This is a genomic window from Vibrio sp. TRT 21S02 (genome assembly GCF_050113675.1).
Classification (GTDB): Bacteria; Pseudomonadota; Gammaproteobacteria; order Enterobacterales; family Vibrionaceae; genus Vibrio.
In genome coordinates this window covers 213,070-232,051 of record NZ_JBNJOI010000006.1, presented here as the reverse complement: position 1 = coordinate 232,051, position 18,982 = coordinate 213,070, and the positions used below count along the sequence as shown (strand labels likewise).

The following is an 18,982-nucleotide window of genomic DNA, read 5'->3' as shown; positions in this document are numbered from 1 at the left end:
CAGGTGTAATAGCAAGACTAGTGAGTTGTCATAGAGGGTTCAACGAAGTGAAACACAACTGTCATATTCCCTACCTAAAGTGAGCAGCGTTCAAGTGAAACACAACGGCTAACTTGCCAGAAAGGATATTGTGATGAAAAAGACAGTTATTGGTGCTATCGCATTGTTTAGTGCTCTTACCGTAAACACTTCTGTTGCTAAAGAAACGATTTCAGCAGTAGGTTCTAGCAGTGTAACACCACTAATGGAAGTGTTCTCTGAAACGTATATGAAGAAAAATCCGGATGTATTTATTGAAGTGCAAGGACCTGGATCTTCGGCTGGCGTAAAGGCGGCAAAAAATGGGTCTGCTGATTTAGGGATGTCTTCTCGTAACCTCAAATCGTCTGAAAAAGAGTCGACATTAATCGAAGAAGTGATTGCGCGTGACGGTATTGCAGTGGTTGTGAATCCTAAGAACACCTTGAAGGCTCTGACTGCTGGGCAAGTAACGGCGATCTATAAAGGTGAGATCACTAACTGGAAAGACGTCGGTGGTCAGGATAAACCCATTGTAGCGATTACTCGTGATACTGCGTCTGGAACGCGTGGAGCGTTTGAAGACATTATGAGCCTCAAGAAGAAAATTTCAGGCAAAAAAGTGTCAGCCATTTCTCAGCGTGCGCAGGTTGCAAATGGTAACGGTGCTTTAAAAACTATGGTTGCTTCCAACCCTTATGCGATTGGTTATATTTCTTTGGGTACAGTAGATAACTCGGTTAATGCCTTATCCATTGATGGTACGCAAGCAACGGTAGATAACGTGAAAAATGGTTCTTATAAAGTTGCGCGACCATTCCTTGTTCTTTATAAGCAGGGCAAACCTTCTGCTGAAACACAAAAATTCCTTGAATGGATGTTGACCACTGAAGCGCAATCTCTGGTTGAGAGCAAAGGCTACATTTCAGTTAACTAATCTCTTTTATTTATTGCTCAGCTCGGTATAGAGCTGAGCTTTTTCTTTTTGTCCGTAGTATTACGACATATGAGTAATTATGACCATCGCAAATAGTGACAAGCTTATGGGTATTGAAGCAGCAAGGTTGAGTAAGCCGGGTTTACGTGCGAAGAAGCGTGTCGATTGGAAAGAACGCATTTTCCATGGGTTGTTTTTGACCAGTGCGGTTATCGGTATCGTGTCGTTGGCCGTTATCGCCTATTTCATTATTCGAGAGAGCATTCCTGCTTTTGAAGAGGCTGGTGTATCAGGTATTGTTCTTGGGCAAGATTGGCTGCCACCTGCATTATATGGTGTGGCGACCATGATCGTTGCCTCTATCGTCTCCACTTTTGGTGCGGTTGTTGTTGGTGTGCCTATCGGCGTTCTAACCGCAATCTTTATCGCCGAAATTGCACCAAAGCGTTTAGCTGACATTATACGTCCGGCTGTTGAACTATTAGCCGGCATTCCTTCAGTAGTGTACGGCTTTTTTGGTTTGGTTATTATTGTTCCACTTATCCAGAATGTATTTGAAGTGCCAGCTGGAAACACCATCCTAGCGGGAATTATTGTCTTAGGTGTTATGATCTTGCCGACCGTTATTACGGTTTCGGAAACGTCAATTCGAGCAGTCCCTCGTGCGTACAAAGAAGGGTCATTGGCGCTAGGGGCTTCGAAGATCTTCACCATATTCAAGTTACTGGTTCCAGCGGCACGTTCAGGCATTATGACTGGCGTGATCTTGGGGATTGGTCGTGCACTAGGTGAAACTATGGCGATCATTATGGTGATGGGGAATGCACCCGCGATGCCTCAAGGCATCTTAGACTCTGCAAGAACATTAACGGCGAACATCGCAATTGAAATGTCTTATGCAAGCGGTATTCACGCCAATGCTTTGTATGCGACAGGCGTCGTTTTGTTGGTATTTATCATGACGCTGAATGCGGTCTTGCTTTACCTAAACCGTGAGAAAGCGAGGTAAAAAATGAAAAATGCAAAACAACACGCTAAGTTGAAACAAGCACGCATGCGAAAAGACCAGCTCCTTACTATTTTTGTATGGGCAGCCGCGGCAGTTACCGTTGGATTTTTGTTTTGGATCATCTGGTACATTCTTTCAAATGGCCTGAAACATGTAGATTGGGCATTTATTAGTGACAATTACACGCGAACGGGAGATGAGCACGGTATCTTCCCAATGATAGTTTCTACAATCTACATGGTGATCGCGTCCATTGCCGTCGCAGCTCCACTTGGGATCATGACGGCGATTTACCTCACTGAATATGCGAAAGTTGGCAGTCGTTTAGTCAAAGTTATTCGCTTTTGTACCGAGTCTTTGGCGGGGATTCCTTCGATCATTTTTGGTCTGTTCGGTATGACCTTTTTTGTCGCCATTCTTGGGTTAGGGTTCTCAATTTTATCAGGTGCATTAACGTTAAGTATCTTAATTCTGCCGGTGATTATCCGCACGACAGAAGAAGCGCTGATGGCTGTTCCTCAAACTTACCGAGAAGGTTCATATGGTTTAGGAGCGCCCAAAATATACACCATATGGCGACTCATCTTGCCAAGTGCGATGCCAGGGATATTAACCTCAGTGATATTGAGTATCGGACGAGTGATAGGGGAATCGGCTCCCGTGTTCCTAACGGCAGGGATGGTTGCTCGTATCCCTGATTCGTTGCTGGATTCAGGTAGGACGTTAACTGTACACCTATACAAACTAACCACAGAACTATTTACCGTCGAGGAATGGAATCAAGCTTATGGTACAGCCACGGTTCTTATTGTGGTGGTATTACTTATTAATATGATCACTAAGTTAATGGCCAAACGTTTTAATACAGCAACCTATTAGTGCAACTGGGTTCCAAGTTAAAAAAGAATTTAGAGTATGAAGATGAATAAGTTTGATATTAAAGGGTTGGACCTATTTTATGGTGATAACCAAGCACTTAAGTCAATTAATTTGCCAATTCCCAAACGTCAAGTCACTGCATTAATTGGCCCTTCTGGGTGTGGTAAATCCACATTACTTCGCTGCCTTAATCGAATGAATGATCTAATTGAGGGGGTGAAAATTACAGGTCAATTAACCATGGATGGTGAAGACATCTATGGGAATATTGATGTTGCTGATCTCAGAATTAAAGTCGGTATGGTTTTCCAAAAGCCAAACCCATTTCCAATGAGTATTTATGAGAATGTTGCTTACGGCTTACGTGCTCAGGGGATTAAGGATAAGAAGTACATTGATGAAGTCGTGGAACGCTCTTTACGTGGTGCTGCATTATGGGAAGAAGTGAAAGATCGATTGAAGTCGCACGCCTTTGGCTTGTCAGGTGGACAACAACAACGCCTATGCATTGCAAGAACCATAGCTATGGAGCCTGATGTCATTTTGATGGACGAGCCAACCTCTGCACTAGATCCAATCGCTACGTCGAAAATTGAAGATTTGATGGAAGAATTAAAACAGAATTACACCATCGTTATTGTGACTCACTCAATGCAGCAAGCGAGACGAATCTCAGATCGTACGGCCTTTTTTTTGATGGGGGAATTGGTCGAACATGATCAGACCAATTTGATATTCTCAAATCCGAGAGATGAACGCACAAAAGGATATGTGAATGGTGACTTTGGTTAAAGTTTGAATGTCAAATTCAGGAATAATAATAAGCGATGGTAATGATTGCCCCTCATTTTTGAGGGGCTTTTTTATATAAACGTTTGGCGATTTTTTTTACTCTATTTTGTAATTCTAAAGTTTTATTTTATTTAAATAACCACATAAGTGATAAGGGTGAGCAACTGTTAATGTAATCTGATCTTAATACTCATTTAGTGTGAAATTTAAACTGCAGTGACGAACATTCAAGCAACCTCTCGAAAATGGCTAAAAGTTTGTTCTCAAAAACGAGAACGCTAGAAAACAAGCCGGGGGGGGTATTTGTTTTTCATCAAAAAATATTCAGACTATGTGCTCTGAAATGAAGCTACATCACAGTTGTAAAAGGAACTTTCAAATCTAGCGAAATGAAAGCTTTGAGAGGTACTTCAACATCTAAGTAGCAACGTATTTAAAGGAAGGGCAAATTCCATGATGAGAGATATAGGAGCAATAAAAAGCCATGGACAGGAAATTGTATGGGCTTATCGTTTAATTGATATTTTACTCATATCTCTAGCATTAATTATTTTTAAAACAGGATACTTAGGTACTTGGGATACTCAGTATCTGCTGATCCTGAGTATTGCAATTGTTGCCTTTAGTATTTTTAGTGAGTTACTTGGCGTATACAATTTTTCGACATATAACTCTGCCAAGCACTCTTTTACACCTATTTTATTTTCTTGGATATGTACTATCGGATGCTTGTTAATTTATGCATTCGTGATGAAGTCAACGCAAAACTACTCTCGAGTTGTAGTCGGCGCTTGGTTTGTTGCTGTGCCAGCATTGATGAGCATATTTCGTTTGCTTGCAATGCAAATTCCTTCGCAGATCAAAGCAAGTTCATACGAAAAGAAAAGTATCATTATCGGTGCGACGCCTGCTGGTTTAGCCTTGGCTCGTGAAATGGAAGACAACAAGCATCTTGGTATGAAATTAGTTGGGATCTTTGATGATCGCTCGCCAGAGCGCTTGCCTACAGATTCTCTAACACAGCCTTTATGTGGTTCAATTAATGAAGCTCTAAAATTGGCGAAAGAGCGCAACTTCCGTCACGTATATGTTGCGCTACCAATGGAAGCGACACGTCGTATTAAAGAAATTGTAAGCTATTTCTCTGACAGTACAGCTCGTGTTTATATTGTGCCTGATTTCTTTACATTCGATCTGATTCAATCTCGTTGGCGCAATGTTGGCCGAATCCCAACGTTGAGTATTTATGATACGCCTTTTTATGGCTTTTCTACGTTTATTAAGCGTGTGGAAGATATCGTAGTTGCATCGATTATTCTTGCTCTTATCAGCCCGATTCTGATGGCAGTCGCTATTGGGGTAAAGATGTCTTCCCCTGGTCCAATTGTGTTTAAGCAATATCGTTATGGTATTGACGGAAAGAAAATTAAAGTTTGGAAATTCCGGTCAATGAAAGCGATGGAAAATGGAGCTAAGGTGACTCAAGCGACAAAAAATGATCCACGAGTTACTAAGTTTGGTGCGTTTATCCGTCGTACATCATTAGATGAACTGCCTCAGTTTATCAATGTGCTTCAAGGAAGAATGTCTATTGTAGGGCCTCGCCCCCACGCTGTAGCACATAACGAAGAATATCGTGCCATCGTCGATAAATATATGCTTCGTCACAAAGTTAAACCTGGTATTACTGGGTGGGCGCAAGTAAATGGTTTCCGCGGTGAAACAGATACTCTAGATAAAATGGAAAAACGTGTTGAATATGATTTGTTTTATATCCGCCGCTGGTCACTTTGGTTAGATATCAAAATTATATTCATGACAGTATTTAAGGGATTCGTAGGTAAGACTGCGTATTAATTTGATAATTAGGTTGTTAAAAATGATTAAGACTTTTTTCCAGCTTCTGCTAGTTGGCTTATTAAGCATCAATAGTGCTATAGCGGCAGACAGTTTATATAAAATCGGAGCTGGAGATACTATTCGAATAAAAGTATATGGTGAAGATACGCTTAGTATGGATGAATTAAAGATTGATAATAGAGAATCAATCGACTACCCATATCTAGGTGAGATTCAACTAGGTGGTAAAACTCTAGAACAATTACAGAAAGAAATAACTAACGGTTTAAAAGGTGATTACCTTATCGACCCAAAAGTGAATGTTGCGATTGTTCGTTATAGAAATGTCTATATTAATGGTTTGGTCAATTCTCCTGGTGGTTACGAGTATGAACCAGGGTTGACTGTGCAAAAAGCAATCTCCCTTGCTGGTGGCGTAATGAGTAAGTATCGACGCAGTGCTAAAGCCTACATCACAAAAGCGAGTGATAGTTCAAAGTATCAAAATCTATCTAACAAAGAATTGGCTGATGCTTTTGAGAAAGACACTGAAAATGAGGTTGAACCATATCAACGCATACATCCTGGTGACACTATTTATGTGGTGGCGTCTTTCTGGTAACGCAGAATTTATCATTAGGAAAACTGGTTAGGATTTTAAATCCATTAAATGTTTAATAAGCTGAGGTAGGGACCTTACATGCAGCTGCTTTCTTCTGACAACATCTTGAGTTCAAATGACTCAATTGATGTTGCAAAATATTTTAATCTTGTTAAATCAAATTTGATTAGAATTGTACTTTTCTCATCATTGACAACACTTATTGCAATATTGGTATTGCTGTCTATAACTCCAAAATACGAATCTACGGCAACTCTTTTAATTGAAGCTAAGGCAAATAATGCTGTTTCAATTAAGGAAGTTGTTGGCGTAGATGGTCAACAAAAAGAATACTATAGTACCCAGTTTGCAATTCTTAAGTCGAGACGTATTGCTGAACAAGTTGTAGAAAAATTGTCTCTCGCAGAGCTTCCGGAGTTTAACCCAAGTTTAAACAAAGAAAAGTCATTGCTAGGTGAGCTGAAGAGTGCATTTCGTTCTATTCCTTTGTTTAGCAGCAGCAATAAATCTAAGCTTTCGGAGGAAGAGCTAGCTAAAGCGCAATTGCAGAATACGGTTGAAATTTTTAGAAGTAAGCTAACTATTACACCTCTAAGAGGTACCCAGTTAGTTGATATCACGTATGAATCAACAGATGCACAGCTTGCTGCTGATATCGCGAATGCAGTCGGAGAAGCATACATTGACGATGCGGTGAATGCGAGAATTGATGCAACAGCACATGCTTCTACTTGGATTTCAGGTCGACTAGAAACGTTAAAAGAAGAATTACGCAAATCTGAGCAGGCGCTCATTGACTTTTTGGCAAAAGAAAAGTTGATTGATGATAGTGGTATTGATGCGCAGGCGAGCTCTGTTATTAATGATCTAACGCTACGTTTGAGTGAAACGACAGAAAAACGAATTGAACTTGAGTCTGCTTACAATACGCTGCGTAACTCCAAAAATATAGGAGACCAGCAATTTACTACTATCCCAGCCATTAATAGCCATCAACAAGTAGTTACAATTAGTAGCTTACTTGCCGATAGTGAAAAAGAAGTAACTGAGCTTTCAAAACGCTATGGTCCTAAGCATGGGGCGATGCAAACAGCAATTGCAAAACGTGATAACTTGAAGCACCAGTTATCTAACGTGATTAAGCAACTGGTTTCTGGATTAGGCCAGGAGTTAAACGCTGTACGCAGTCAAGAGCGCTTGATTAAAGCTGAGTTGGATAAAAAAGTTAGTGAATTTCAATCTCTTACAGTTAAGAAACGTCAATACGATGCATTGGTTCGTGAAGAACAAACAAATAGAAATATTCTAAATATTTTCCTAAATCGTGAAAAAGAAACTTCTGCCACTGTGGATTTCGATGCAAAAACAGCAAGATTTACAGATGTTGCTATAGCGCCTCAATATCCAGCGAAGCCACGTAAAAAAATCATTGTTATGTTTGTATTTGTAGCCTCGTTTGGTTTCGCAATATTTACACTGCTAATACTTGATGCCTTACGTAACACATTCGAAACTACGAAAGAGTTTGAAGAGAAAATTGGTGTGGTTCCTCTAGGAGGCATTACTAAGATCAAAGCTAAAAATCTTTCTAAAGGTGAGATGGTAAGTAGCGTATTTTTTGATGAAAAATGTACTGCATTTTCTGAATCAATTAGGTCAATTAGAACCGCAGTGTTATTGGCATCGAGCCAGAATAAGAAAAAAACATTTGCGATCAGCTCCTCCCTTCCTGGAGAGGGGAAAACTACAGCCGCAATTCACTTAGCTCAAGCTTTTGCACAAATGGAAAAGGTGATTCTAGTAGATGCTGATTTAAGAAAACCTATGGTTTCCTCTCGCTTTGGAAGTGCAAAACATCGGCAAGGAATTACAAACCATCTTTTAATGGATGCATCTTTGGAAGAATGTATTTTTACAGATAGCCAATCAAATGTTGATATTCTACCAGCTGGTATGTTTACTCCGAATCCTCAAGAGTTGTTAGCTTCGGAGAAATTTAAAATATTGATAGAAACATTAGAGAAAAAATATGACAAAGTCATAATTGATACACCACCTACAATTCCAGTAAGTGATAGTCTAATTGTTGGGAAATTGATAGGTAGTGTGCTTCTGATAGTAAAATCAAATTCAACCAAGACAAATACAATTAAAGAAACACTATCTAGATACATTAGTCATGATGTTAAATTTGACGGTATTGTACTGAACCAAATTTCGGAAAAGGCTCAACTTGAGAGTGGATACGGGATTTACGGTAACTATGGTACTTACCAAGACGCTAAGAATTAATAATCTTAGTTTAGAGAATATTTTTCTTTGTAGTTTTGGAATTAATAATAGTAGACGGCATCATACTCTTGCCGTTTGCTTAAGTTTTTAAAGAGAATCTTATGCAATATACCTATAAAAATACTTGGAATGACAAATTAAATGGCTTGAAAGAAAAACACAATGTAATAGCTGAATTATGTGAAGGAAAGAAGCTTGCTTATATTGATATTCCTATGCATTTTAATGTTGGGGACCAGTTAATTTATGCTGGCACAGAAGCATTCTTTAAAGCTAACAACTTAAACGTTATTTATAGAGCATTTGATAAAAATGTGTCCTTAAAAAAACTTGATGAATGTGATGTTATACTTCTTCATGGTGGCGGAAATTTTGGTGACATATATCCTCAACATCAGGATTTGAGAGAGAAAGTACTAAAACATTGTAAAGATAAACGTGTTATTCAGTTGCCACAAACAATTCATTTCTCGTCACAAGTTGAATTAGAGAAGAGCGCTAAAGTATTTAAAGGACATAATGATGTTCATATATTCGTGCGTGACACAAAAAGTCTAGATATTGCTAAAGAATTCACAGATAACGTTGGCTTAATGCCTGACATGGCTCATAGCCTACATCCAATTGTTGATCTGAGAGAAGTAGAATCTACAGAAATAGTTGATTACAAGATCCTAAATTTGAGAAGGGTTGATGTTGAAAAAGTAGATGTTAAGACTGATATTTCTAAGCCTTCGTTTGACTGGATAAACATAATTACTCCTTGGGATGTAATACATCAATCGTGGATCGAACGGACACATACTTTACCTATGTTTTCAAACCGAAGCATCAATTCATGGAAGCACCATTCGGATAGCTTAGTATTTCGTTCTATCAACCACTTTAGTTCATTTAATGTTGTGTATACAGATAGATTACATGGCTTTATTTTATCTTACTTATTAGGGAAAAATATTAAATTAATGGATAACTCATATGGTAAGAATTTGGGTTATTATAATGAATGGATTAAGGATGATGCATTAATCGAAGTGATTGATAATGCGTAAAATAAAATCAACAGACAAAATAGCCATATTGTCCTTGTTCACATCATTGGTCCGTGTATTAGGCGGACCAATAACAATCATATTAGTCAGTTCAATGCTTACTTTGGAAAAAATGGGTTTTTATTATACATTTTTTAGTATCATTGCGATGGCTCAATTGTTTGAAGTGGGTGTTGGATTCGTATTAAAACAGTATTATAGTCATGATTGTGTATATGAAAGTAATGGATCGTTAACGGACAAATCTATAACTAAATCCAGTCATCTTTTTCGCTTTTCTATCCAATGGTATTTAACACTGACAGTTATTTATATTGCTGTTCTTTTACCATTTGGTTCTTACTATTTCCGTGATTATAGCGGTAATGTAGAATGGCAGTTTCCATATGTTTTATTAGTTATTGCTACTGGACTAAATATTTTTCTTAACGTAGTAGTCAGCTACTTAGATGGAATGCAACATCAAATCCTTCTTAATAAAGCAAGATTAATCTCATCCCTTTCAATGTCGGTATCATTGTGGATTTTAATAGCGAGTGGATTTGATCTCTATTCTTTAGGGATCAGCCAGGGGATCAGTGTGATTGTGTTCTTAACCGTCTCCTACGTAAAAAAAAGCAACTATATTCACAATATTAGCTTGAACCTTCAAGGATATAGCTTTAAAGCACAGTTTAAAAAGGTATTCCCACTATTGGGTAAAACAGGAATTGTTTGGTTTTTTGGTTACTTTTTTTGGAACGGATTTACACTTCTTAGCTTTAAACTATATGGTGCTGAAATAGCCGGTAAAATTGGACTTTCGCTGGCACTTGCTAAAGGAGGTTACGATATAGCAAACTCTTTTATTGCTAATCAACGTACAGTGATGGCTAATCTGATTGCAAATAATAAAGAAAGTGAGTCATTATCAACTTTTTATCGCTATTTTATTATATCAACAGTCGTTCTGATTTTGGGATATTCCGCATATTTTGTATTTAGAACGATTTTCCCAGACTTTTATATCTTTGAAAAAGTAATTTCTAACTCAGAAATGTTGTACCTATTTATATTTTATTGTTTGACTCTAGGTATGACCAGTATGAATAATTATGTAAGATCATATAAAATCGAACCATTTTTAACATTGTCTCTTTACAACTCAATATTTGTCCCCGGTGGGTTTTATATAGCTTCGAAGCTAGGGTCTGTTTCAATATTTTTAGCACCGGTTTTGGTTATGATATTACCATTGTCTTTTTCAATTTATATTTTTATTCGCAAAGTTAGATGTTCGAGAGCCGTTTATGAATAATAGTCCCTTAGTCAGTATCATTTTACCTGTATACAATGTAGAAGAATATTTGGAAGAATGTTTGGATTCGGTTATAGGACAAAGTTACGAAAATTATGAACTAATAGCGATAAATGATGGTTCTACAGATTCTTCACTTAACATTCTTGAACGATATCAAGAAAAACTTGGTTGTAAGTTACGAATACATACTCAAGAGAATGCCGGCCTATCAGCTGCTAGAAATAAGGGATTAGATTTATCACATGGAGAGTATATTTATTTTCTGGATAGTGATGATTGGATTCTTTCAGATGCGTTGAGCAAAAGCGTTACTAGTATGGAGAAAGGACAGGCTGATCTTGTAATTTTTAATGCTAAAGCTTTTTGTGATGGAATGTCAGATGAACTATTAAAAAATGCATACTATACAAGAAACTTACCTCAAAACAATTATAGTGGCCTTTCTGCTTTCGAAGATTCAATTCTAAAAGGAAACTATGTTGTTCAATCGTGTTGTTATATGTATCGAAAGTCCATGTTGCCAAGTTTACGGTTTTTAGAAGGGATACTTCATGAAGACCATTATTTTACTACAATGCTGTTTTTTAATACAAAGAAAACAATAGTACTTGAAGATCGTTTCTTCCAACGTCGTTTTAGACCTGACTCTATAACGACATCCACAAAAACGTTACGACATGCCGAAGGTTATTACATATCAGTACGAGAGCTATCAAAGAATATTCGTGAACTCGGAAATGTAACTAGTGCGTTTAACTTATATTTGGGTCAGCTGTTAGCCGGAGCTTTTGAAGTCGAAAGAGAGGCAAGAAATGGTGCGATTCCTATGCTTAGAAAATTAGAATTGTATAAAGAGTTTAAGCACTATTTGCCTTATCGTTCGCTAGCAACATTATTCGTTCCATCAGTTTTAGATTTTGTTCGTAGTATGATGAGAAAATAGGCTCAACTCAGTTAACTTTTGAAAGATTAGCAAGCGTATGAAAAATCAAATTGTTTCGGTGATAATTCCATGTACAGATCGGGTGGAAGGATTAGACCGCTGTATAATGAGTGCTTTAGCCCAAGACTGCGAGGCTATTATCGAAGTTATTCTTATCGAGAATAACTCCAACGATCGGAGTAAAATCCCTTTATTAATTGAGAGTATAAATGATGAAAGAATAAAGCATTACTATTTAGAGTTATGTGAAAATGCAAATTGGGCAAGAAATTATGGTGTTGAAGTCAGCTCAGGTGGTTTTATTGCTTATTTGGACTCTGATGATTGGTGGGGCGAGTTCCATATTAGGAATAATTTAGAACTGATGTCAAATGGTGCTCAAGCTTTATATTCATCTTATACAATTGACAATGGTAAATATAGGCAAGCGAAGGAATCTTATGCAATCGGTCAGATGTCACCATATGAATTCCTTTTTGGTAAGAATTGTGGCGTTGCTCAAACATCTTCCTTTTTTCTAGATAAAAAGGTATTTGATATTGTCAAGTGGGATGAAGATCTAAAGAGAAGTCAGGATTACGATTTTTTTATTAGAGTCCAAAAACATATAGGTTGGACATATAACCATAATTCTGATGTATATGTATATTGGCAAGAAGGGATGGCAAGAGCAATTTCTGTTCCAGCTTTTGAGATGTTTTTAAATAAACATGAAAGTATGATGACAGAAAATGAGCGCGCTCAGTATCTATCTGAAATATCGAAAGCTTTAGTGGAAACCTCTAAAAAAGATTTTCTAATATTTCGCAAGCGTCTATCCCCTTATTTTTCATGTCTGGCATTGAAGGATAAGTTAATACTTATGAACTACTTTTCTGCTAGTTTGTATTGTAATTTTAGAGTCCAATATAGAAGGCTCAAAGCCAAGTTGCGGGTTAGTTAAATAATGCTTAGTGTAGAATCAAAGAAAGTAACAAAGTATGATATTTTCCTATTAAGTTTTTTGATTTTAATTACTTTGATTGACTCAAGCTCTATATCTATGCTTTGTCAGTTATTGCTATTATGTAAAGCCGTATTTGTAAAAAAAACCGACTTAACTGGAATTAAGGAATTAATAATTGCCTCATTATTAGGGGTTGAAATTGTATTGATAATTTTCCCAATATTATATTTCTTCTCATATATAGTATTTAGAAATGGTCGAATTAATCAAGGATACCACAAGCCATATTTATTTATTTTAATATATGCAATGATTGTGGCTGCTTATTCATCAGTGAGTGAGTTCCTTCCTTTGAATATTATCGTATGGGTACTCATGTTTTCAACTCCATTTTGCTATTACTTTTATGCAATGGAATGGAATAGTAATGATAATGAGAAAAAGAAATTATTAGTATTTATTGAATTAATATTATTGATAGAAATTTTATGTGTTTTTTATCAAGGTATAACGGGCATTGGATTTGTACCAAATGATTTATTCAAGGGTACATTACGAGACGCTCATAAATTAGGCCTTTTGTTCTTCATTTTTGTTTTTTATGGTTGCTATCTTTTTAAGGATACATCATATAAAATTATTGGTATTTGTATTGTAATATTATCACTTTTCGTTGAAAGATGGTCCGATTCTAAAGCTATATTATTGAGTGCCGCGGTAGCATCGGTGATAATTGTTCATCTATGTGTGTTCTATAGAAAAAAATTTCATGTGCTTCTAGAGTTGAGAGAAGCGTTATTTATATTGACAATAGGATATTTTACATTAGCGTATTTGATTTTATTTAAGGCAGATGTGTTTAATTCTGTTTATGATTTTTTTGAACCATACGTAGATGGTGCGCTAACTGATTCTAAATATAAGATGTATGTTCGTGTTTGGCACGATATATTTATACAACATCCATTCGAGTGGTTTTTTGGTACAGGGCCTGGGACTTTGGCTAGTCGTGCTTCAAATATGTTTTCGTCAGATGTGTTAAAGGCAGGTAATGCACTTTCTGATTATATTATCTCTAGTTCTAGTTGGACTAGGATATATATGGACGGGCTGTTTACCAATGAAATTATAGAAAATATTAAATGGGTATCTGCTGTTTTGACATATCCTTTTTCTGGATTCATTTCACTAAAAGGTGAATTAGGTTTATTAGGTTTGTTTTTATATATCTCAGTCATTTACAAACTAAGTTCTCCTTTGTTAAAGAATCGAAGTAATGAACCTATAAGTGCTTTTAAGCTAGGGTTATTTATATCAGTATTTGTATTCATAGTGGCATTGTTATTCGATAATTACCACGAACAGTTAGCTATATCTAGTATATTTTTTGTTTTGGTTGGCGTATTCACTAACGAAAGAACTACAGATGCCCAATTGGAAAATAATTATCCAAATTAGTGGATAAGGAGATAAATTGAAAGTTTTAATTATTTCAAATATGTACCCTGATAGAGATAAGAATTTTACTTATGCAGGTATTTTTGTAAAAGAACAGCTTGATGAGCTTAATAAGAGAGAAGGCATCTCTTGTGATATTTTTGCAATTGATGGATTTAAATCTAAGCTTGAATATCTGAAATCCGTATTTGAAATTAATAAATTATTGGCTACTAAAAAGTACGATATTATCCATGTTCACTATGGGTTGAGTGGGCTATTCATGTTAGCAAACCCGTTTAAATGCTGGAAAAATGTAGTGCTAACTTTGCATGGTGGCGATATTCTGATTAAACAAGGTAAGACAATGCAAGTCGCTTTAACGAAAAAACTTCTCCGTAAAGTAGGGAAAGTGATTACGTTAAATGAAGAGATGAATAACGTTGTTAAAAAATTTAGAGATGATTATAAGGTACTGCCTTGTGGTGTAGATGAAAGCTTTTTCAATAGTGAAATTAAAGAGCGTAAGAATCAAGTGCTATTTCCTGGCCGCAAAGATAGACCTGTTAAAAACTATCCTTTTTTTAAAGCAGTGATAGAGGCATACAATAAAAAGTTCGGTCACCTTGAACCCGTAATTGTTGATGGCTTTACTCGAGATGAAGTTAGAGATTTGATGAAATCATCTTCAGCAATATTGATGACATCAATTAGTGAAGGATCTCCACAAGCAATTAAAGAATCTATGGCCTGTAATCTTGCAGTGGTAAGCTCGGATGTGGGTGATGTGGCGCATGTGTTAGGGAATACCACAGGAACGTATGTTTACAGCAACACTGAGTCTCCAGAAGATGTTGCTGAAAGATTAAATCATGCTATTGAAGAAAGTCAAACTTCTCCAAATTCCCGTTGTGAGCGAATTAGAGACTTACAGCTTGGTAATGCACAAGTGGTTGATAATTTGGTCGAAATATATAGTGAGATTTGTAGCAATGCTAAATAAAGTAGCACTAGCAATTTATTATCTGATTATTCGAAAGTTACCAAATACAAAGTATTTGGACTTTCCAAATAAAATACGAGTTTGGTATGTGTGTAATGTATTGAAAATAATGCAATATCACCCAGAAACGATTTTTGAAGATGAGGTATACATTTCTCATGGGAAAAATGTTCGCATTGGCAAGCACTGTCATATTAATGAGAGAGTCTTTATTCAGGGAGCGACCATTGGTGATAAAGTCATGATCGCAGCTGATGCTTATATCATGAACTCAACCCATAACTTCGATAAACTTGATATCCCTATGATAGATCAAGGTGGGATCACCGATAACAATCCTAAAATTGGTAACGATGTTTGGATTGGTAAAAATGTCGTAATTATGCCGGGAGTGAAGGTTGGTGACGGCGTTATCATCGGCGCGGGTGCTGTGGTTACGAAAGATATTGAACCTTACTCGATTGTTGGTGGTGTACCTGCAAAAGTAATTCGATCACGTTTGAGTGATAATCACTAATTAAGTTAGCTTTATGGCTAGCATAATTTTATTAGCTTCAAATAACGCGTCTCTTTTATGAGATGCGTTTTTTTTTGTCTCACAATAGAATTTTAAGAGCGTAGAATGTCAATACCGCGCTGTTCCTCTTTTCTGTGAAAGCGTGAAGGGATGTTCGAAAAAAGCGGACTCTATAATTCAAATGAGAACTAAGCGTACATTATGTTTACGATGGAATCTTTCAAAGACAAAAAGAAGAATGTCTTTTTTTACATTGGACTTTTTTCTGTTGTCATCAATTTATTGATGCTCGTCCTTCCTGTATACAGTTTACAGCTATTTAGCCGAGTATTGTCTTCTAGAAGTGTCGAAACACTTCTTTTTCTCGCTGGTCTTGCGTTAATCCTCTTGATTTTTCAGTCAACACTGGACTACGTGCGGAATAGACTTCTTCATTCTGTAGGAAATATGTTCGAGAAGTTATGTTCACGTTTTATCGTTGAACAGTCACTTCTGAAGTCTTCATCTAGTGTTGGAGAAGCAAGACGTTTATCGCAAGATATTCGCGAAGCTCGTGGGTATGTTTCGGCCAATTTTAATGCAATTTTGTTTGATTTACCTTGGACGCCTATATTCGTATTAGTGATATTTACTTTTCACCCTGTGCTTGGCTGGTTTGCGGTAGGTGCTATTTTAACGTTGGCAATTCTCGCATTTACCAACTTAATGCTCACAGATAAAGCACATAAAAAAATGAGTGATGCTTCTTTTAACAACAATACCAGCCTGTATAAGTTACTTCCTTATGGGCAGACAATTAGTAATTTTAATGTCTCTAAACCACTGTCTTATGAATGGGAAGAGCAGAATTTATCTCTTATCGCACAACAAGATCGTACTCATGTCGTTACCGCTACAATTCAAGCGACGATTAAGTACATTCGTATGACAATGCAGATTGGTGTGTTGGGTGTTGGCGCTTGGTTGGTTATTACAAATCAAGCTGAGTCAGGTGTTTTGATCGCATCGTCTATCTTGCTTGGTCGAGCACTTTCGCCAATCGATCAAGGTATGAACCAGTGGCCAAACTGGCGTAAAACCCGCGAAGCATTCAAACGTATTGAAGAACTCTATGAAAAGGCAGAGGAAGATAAGCGGATTGAAGTACCACTAGAGCAGTACCCGTTAACCGTTGAAGCTGCTTCGATCAGAGATAAGTTTGACCGTTATATCCTTAAAGGGCTTCAGTTTGAACTAAAGTCCGGGCATACAATGGCGATTATCGGTGCTAGTGGCTCAGGAAAATCTGCCTTGCTCAACGCTATCAAAGATCCAACGAGATTATCGCAAGGCAAAATCCGAGTAAATGGTATGTCATTACTCGAAATGCCTAATGAGCAACAGGCGTCTCTTATCGGTTACTTACCTCAGAGTATTCAGTTCTTTGAAACCACTATTTTTAACAATATTTGTTGTTATGACGATGCGGACGATGTAGAAGAGCGCGTTTTTGCCGCAGCTAAGTTAGCTGGTATTCATGATTGGATTTGCCAACTTCCAAATGCTTATCAAACGGTATACGGACAAAATGGGTTTGGGTTATCGGGAGGGCAACAGCAACAACTTGCTCTTGCTCGTGCGGTATATAAATTACCTAAAATCTTGTTATTAGATGAACCGGACTCTAATTTAGACCCACATGCTGAACAGCAGTTATTGTTTGTCCTCAAAAAATTGAAACAACTTGGTACTTCTATCGTATTAGTGAGCCACAGAAATAAGCTTCTTGAAGCCGTTGATTGGGTTGTCGTTATGGAGAAAGGACAAGTTAGAGACGCAGGCAAACGAGATGACGTACTTCAACGTCTTACTTCGAACAAAGTCGCGAATATTCGTGGGTAATTTAAATGAATAAAAAAGTTAGTGAAAATCCAGAGTTGGAGTTCACCCACAAGAAATATATCAAGATTGGTATGGTGTGTGTGATTCTCGGTTGCTTATTCACGTATTTTTGGTTAATCAGAGCTGAGTTATCTTCTGCTGCTATTGCCGGCGGTGTAGTTGGGGTTGAAGGTAATCGTGCGACTGTCGCTCACTTAGAAGGGGGGATTGTCGAGAAGGTTCTGGTTTCTGAAGGTGATATGGTTAAAGCGGGTGAACCGTTAATTGAGTTGGCTTCTGTAGCTCCTAAAGCACAATTGGCACAGCTCGAGTTACGTTATTTCAATAACCTAGCACGAAAAGAACGACTTGAAAGCCAGCGTAAAGGGGATGCACAGCTAATTTTTAGTGAACGGTTAATTGAAGCCAAGAAACGCTATGGTTCTCTTGCATCGGTTCTGGAAACTCAAACTCTCTTGTTTACTAGTAAGCAAGAAAGCTTGAACAGTCAATTAGCGGTTCTGGACACTCGATTAGAGCGTCTTGTGAGTAGTGAAAAGTCCTACCAAAAGCAAACCGTGAAGCAACGTAAAGCATACAATTTGTTAGAACAAGAGCTTTCTATGCATGAAAAACTATTGAAAGAAGGCTACAGTTCTCAATTGCAAGCGATTGAACTTAAAAGAGGTCTAGCGTTATTAGCTGGTGACCTCGCCGAAATTGAAGGTCAATTGCAGAGTGTTTCTATTTCAAAAGCAGAAGTGAAACAACAAATGCATGCGGTGAAACAGGAGTACTACAGTGAAATTGAAAGTGAGTTGCAGGATATAAATCAACGCCTAGATGAAGGTATGGAGCAGCTGACACATGCTAAAGATATCGCTGATCGTGTAACGATAACTAGCCCATATTCTGGGCAGGTCGTCGGGCTATCCGTCTTTAGTAAAGGCGATGTCGTTCGCCCTGGTGAGCCACTAATGCAAATTGTTCCTGATGAAGACCGTTTGATTATCGAAGCGACAATTAAACCTCAAGACATTGATGATGTGTCATTAGGACAGAAAGCGATGGTTAGATTGGCTGCTTACAATGCGAGAACCACTCCATTATTCGAAGGTATTGTTGTTAATGTTGCTGCTGACCGTATTTTGGAAAAAGAAAGAGAATCTAAAAACCCTGGTTTTAAGATTAAAGTTGCTATTGAAAAGGATGCATTTGTTGACTATCCGGAAATCAAATTGCATCCCGGTATGCCAGCAGAAGTATATGTTTTAATCAAGCAACGTTCTCCTATGGATTATCTATTAGAGCCACTAGAAATAGGGTTACTAAGAGCATTTAGAGAAGCTTCATAAGCTTTGCCGAGAATCTTGTTTACTAATGAAACGCCCGATTTATATCGGGCATTTTTTTACCCTAAAACCAAAGGGTTAATAGGATTAAAAGGGTAGTTATATTAAACAATGACTTATTTAGTTTCGTGCTCTTCTTTTTGCTCTAAGTAACGACATACATAAAGGAACTAGTAGCAGAAAA

Annotated in this window: 16 protein-coding genes; all 16 read left to right on the top strand. The window is 37.3% G+C overall.

Annotation, left to right across the window (positions count from 1 at the left end):
* The first annotated feature begins 133 nt into the window (after positions 1 to 133).
* The 16 genes from ACQEXU_RS10490 to ACQEXU_RS10415 all read left to right on the top strand — a co-directional run bounded on the left by ACQEXU_RS10490 (position 134) and on the right by ACQEXU_RS10415 (position 18,801).
* Entirely contained in the window at positions 134 to 955 is an 822-nt protein-coding gene (locus tag ACQEXU_RS10490) for a phosphate ABC transporter substrate-binding protein (protein WP_427010762.1), read from the top strand.
* Between the two features lie 79 nt (positions 956 to 1,034).
* On the top strand, positions 1,035 to 1,964 hold the full coding sequence (pstC, locus tag ACQEXU_RS10485; RefSeq protein WP_427010761.1) for a phosphate ABC transporter permease subunit PstC: 930 nt from the start codon (positions 1,035 to 1,037) through the stop codon (positions 1,962 to 1,964).
* A 3-nt stretch (positions 1,965 to 1,967) separates the two neighbouring features.
* Positions 1,968 to 2,843 (top strand): phosphate ABC transporter permease PstA, encoded by an 876-nt coding sequence (gene pstA, locus ACQEXU_RS10480; protein ID WP_427010760.1) that lies wholly within the window; start codon positions 1,968 to 1,970, stop codon positions 2,841 to 2,843.
* Between the two features lie 42 nt (positions 2,844 to 2,885).
* Entirely contained in the window at positions 2,886 to 3,635 is a 750-nt protein-coding gene (pstB, locus tag ACQEXU_RS10475) for a phosphate ABC transporter ATP-binding protein PstB (protein ID WP_427010759.1), read from the top strand.
* 456 nt (positions 3,636 to 4,091) lie between these two features.
* Positions 4,092 to 5,492 (top strand): undecaprenyl-phosphate glucose phosphotransferase, encoded by a 1,401-nt coding sequence (locus ACQEXU_RS10470; protein ID WP_427010867.1) that lies wholly within the window; start codon positions 4,092 to 4,094, stop codon positions 5,490 to 5,492.
* A 22-nt stretch (positions 5,493 to 5,514) separates the two neighbouring features.
* Positions 5,515 to 6,096, top strand: a complete 582-nt coding sequence (locus ACQEXU_RS10465) for a polysaccharide biosynthesis/export family protein (protein WP_427010758.1) — start codon at positions 5,515 to 5,517, stop codon at positions 6,094 to 6,096.
* Between the two features lie 78 nt (positions 6,097 to 6,174).
* Positions 6,175 to 8,388: a GumC family protein gene (locus ACQEXU_RS10460; RefSeq protein ID WP_427010757.1), complete on the top strand. Its 2,214-nt coding sequence runs from the start codon at positions 6,175 to 6,177 to the stop codon at positions 8,386 to 8,388.
* Between the two features lie 101 nt (positions 8,389 to 8,489).
* A complete protein-coding gene (locus ACQEXU_RS10455) occupies positions 8,490 to 9,440 on the top strand; it encodes a polysaccharide pyruvyl transferase family protein (RefSeq protein ID WP_427010756.1) in 951 nt (316 codons plus the stop codon).
* On the top strand, positions 9,433 to 10,737 hold the full coding sequence (locus ACQEXU_RS10450; protein WP_427010755.1) for a hypothetical protein: 1,305 nt from the start codon (positions 9,433 to 9,435) through the stop codon (positions 10,735 to 10,737). Before ACQEXU_RS10455 ends, ACQEXU_RS10450 begins: the two co-directional genes overlap by 8 nt.
* Complete coding sequence (locus ACQEXU_RS10445) at positions 10,730 to 11,683, top strand: glycosyltransferase family 2 protein (protein ID WP_427010754.1); 954 nt, start codon at positions 10,730 to 10,732, stop codon at positions 11,681 to 11,683. The genes ACQEXU_RS10450 and ACQEXU_RS10445 overlap by 8 nt, the downstream gene beginning before the upstream one ends.
* Before the next feature lie 37 nt (positions 11,684 to 11,720).
* The gene (locus ACQEXU_RS10440) at positions 11,721 to 12,626 is read left to right on the top strand and encodes a glycosyltransferase family 2 protein (RefSeq protein WP_427010753.1); all 906 of its coding nucleotides are present in this window, start codon (positions 11,721 to 11,723) and stop codon (positions 12,624 to 12,626) included.
* Positions 12,627 to 12,629: 3 nt separating this feature from the next.
* Complete coding sequence (locus tag ACQEXU_RS10435; RefSeq protein WP_427010752.1) at positions 12,630 to 14,087, top strand: hypothetical protein; 1,458 nt, start codon at positions 12,630 to 12,632, stop codon at positions 14,085 to 14,087.
* A gap of 16 nt (positions 14,088 to 14,103) precedes the next feature.
* Positions 14,104 to 15,069, top strand: a complete 966-nt coding sequence (locus ACQEXU_RS10430) for a glycosyltransferase (protein WP_427010751.1) — start codon at positions 14,104 to 14,106, stop codon at positions 15,067 to 15,069.
* On the top strand, positions 15,059 to 15,586 hold the full coding sequence (locus tag ACQEXU_RS10425) for an acyltransferase (protein ID WP_427010750.1): 528 nt from the start codon (positions 15,059 to 15,061) through the stop codon (positions 15,584 to 15,586). Before ACQEXU_RS10430 ends, ACQEXU_RS10425 begins: the two co-directional genes overlap by 11 nt.
* Positions 15,587 to 15,787: 201 nt before the next feature.
* Positions 15,788 to 17,467, top strand: a complete 1,680-nt coding sequence (locus tag ACQEXU_RS10420) for a type I secretion system permease/ATPase (protein ID WP_427010749.1) — start codon at positions 15,788 to 15,790, stop codon at positions 17,465 to 17,467.
* 5 nt (positions 17,468 to 17,472) lie between these two features.
* On the top strand, positions 17,473 to 18,801 hold the full coding sequence (locus ACQEXU_RS10415) for an HlyD family type I secretion periplasmic adaptor subunit (RefSeq protein ID WP_427010748.1): 1,329 nt from the start codon (positions 17,473 to 17,475) through the stop codon (positions 18,799 to 18,801).
* The last annotated feature ends 181 nt before the right edge of the window (positions 18,802 to 18,982 follow it).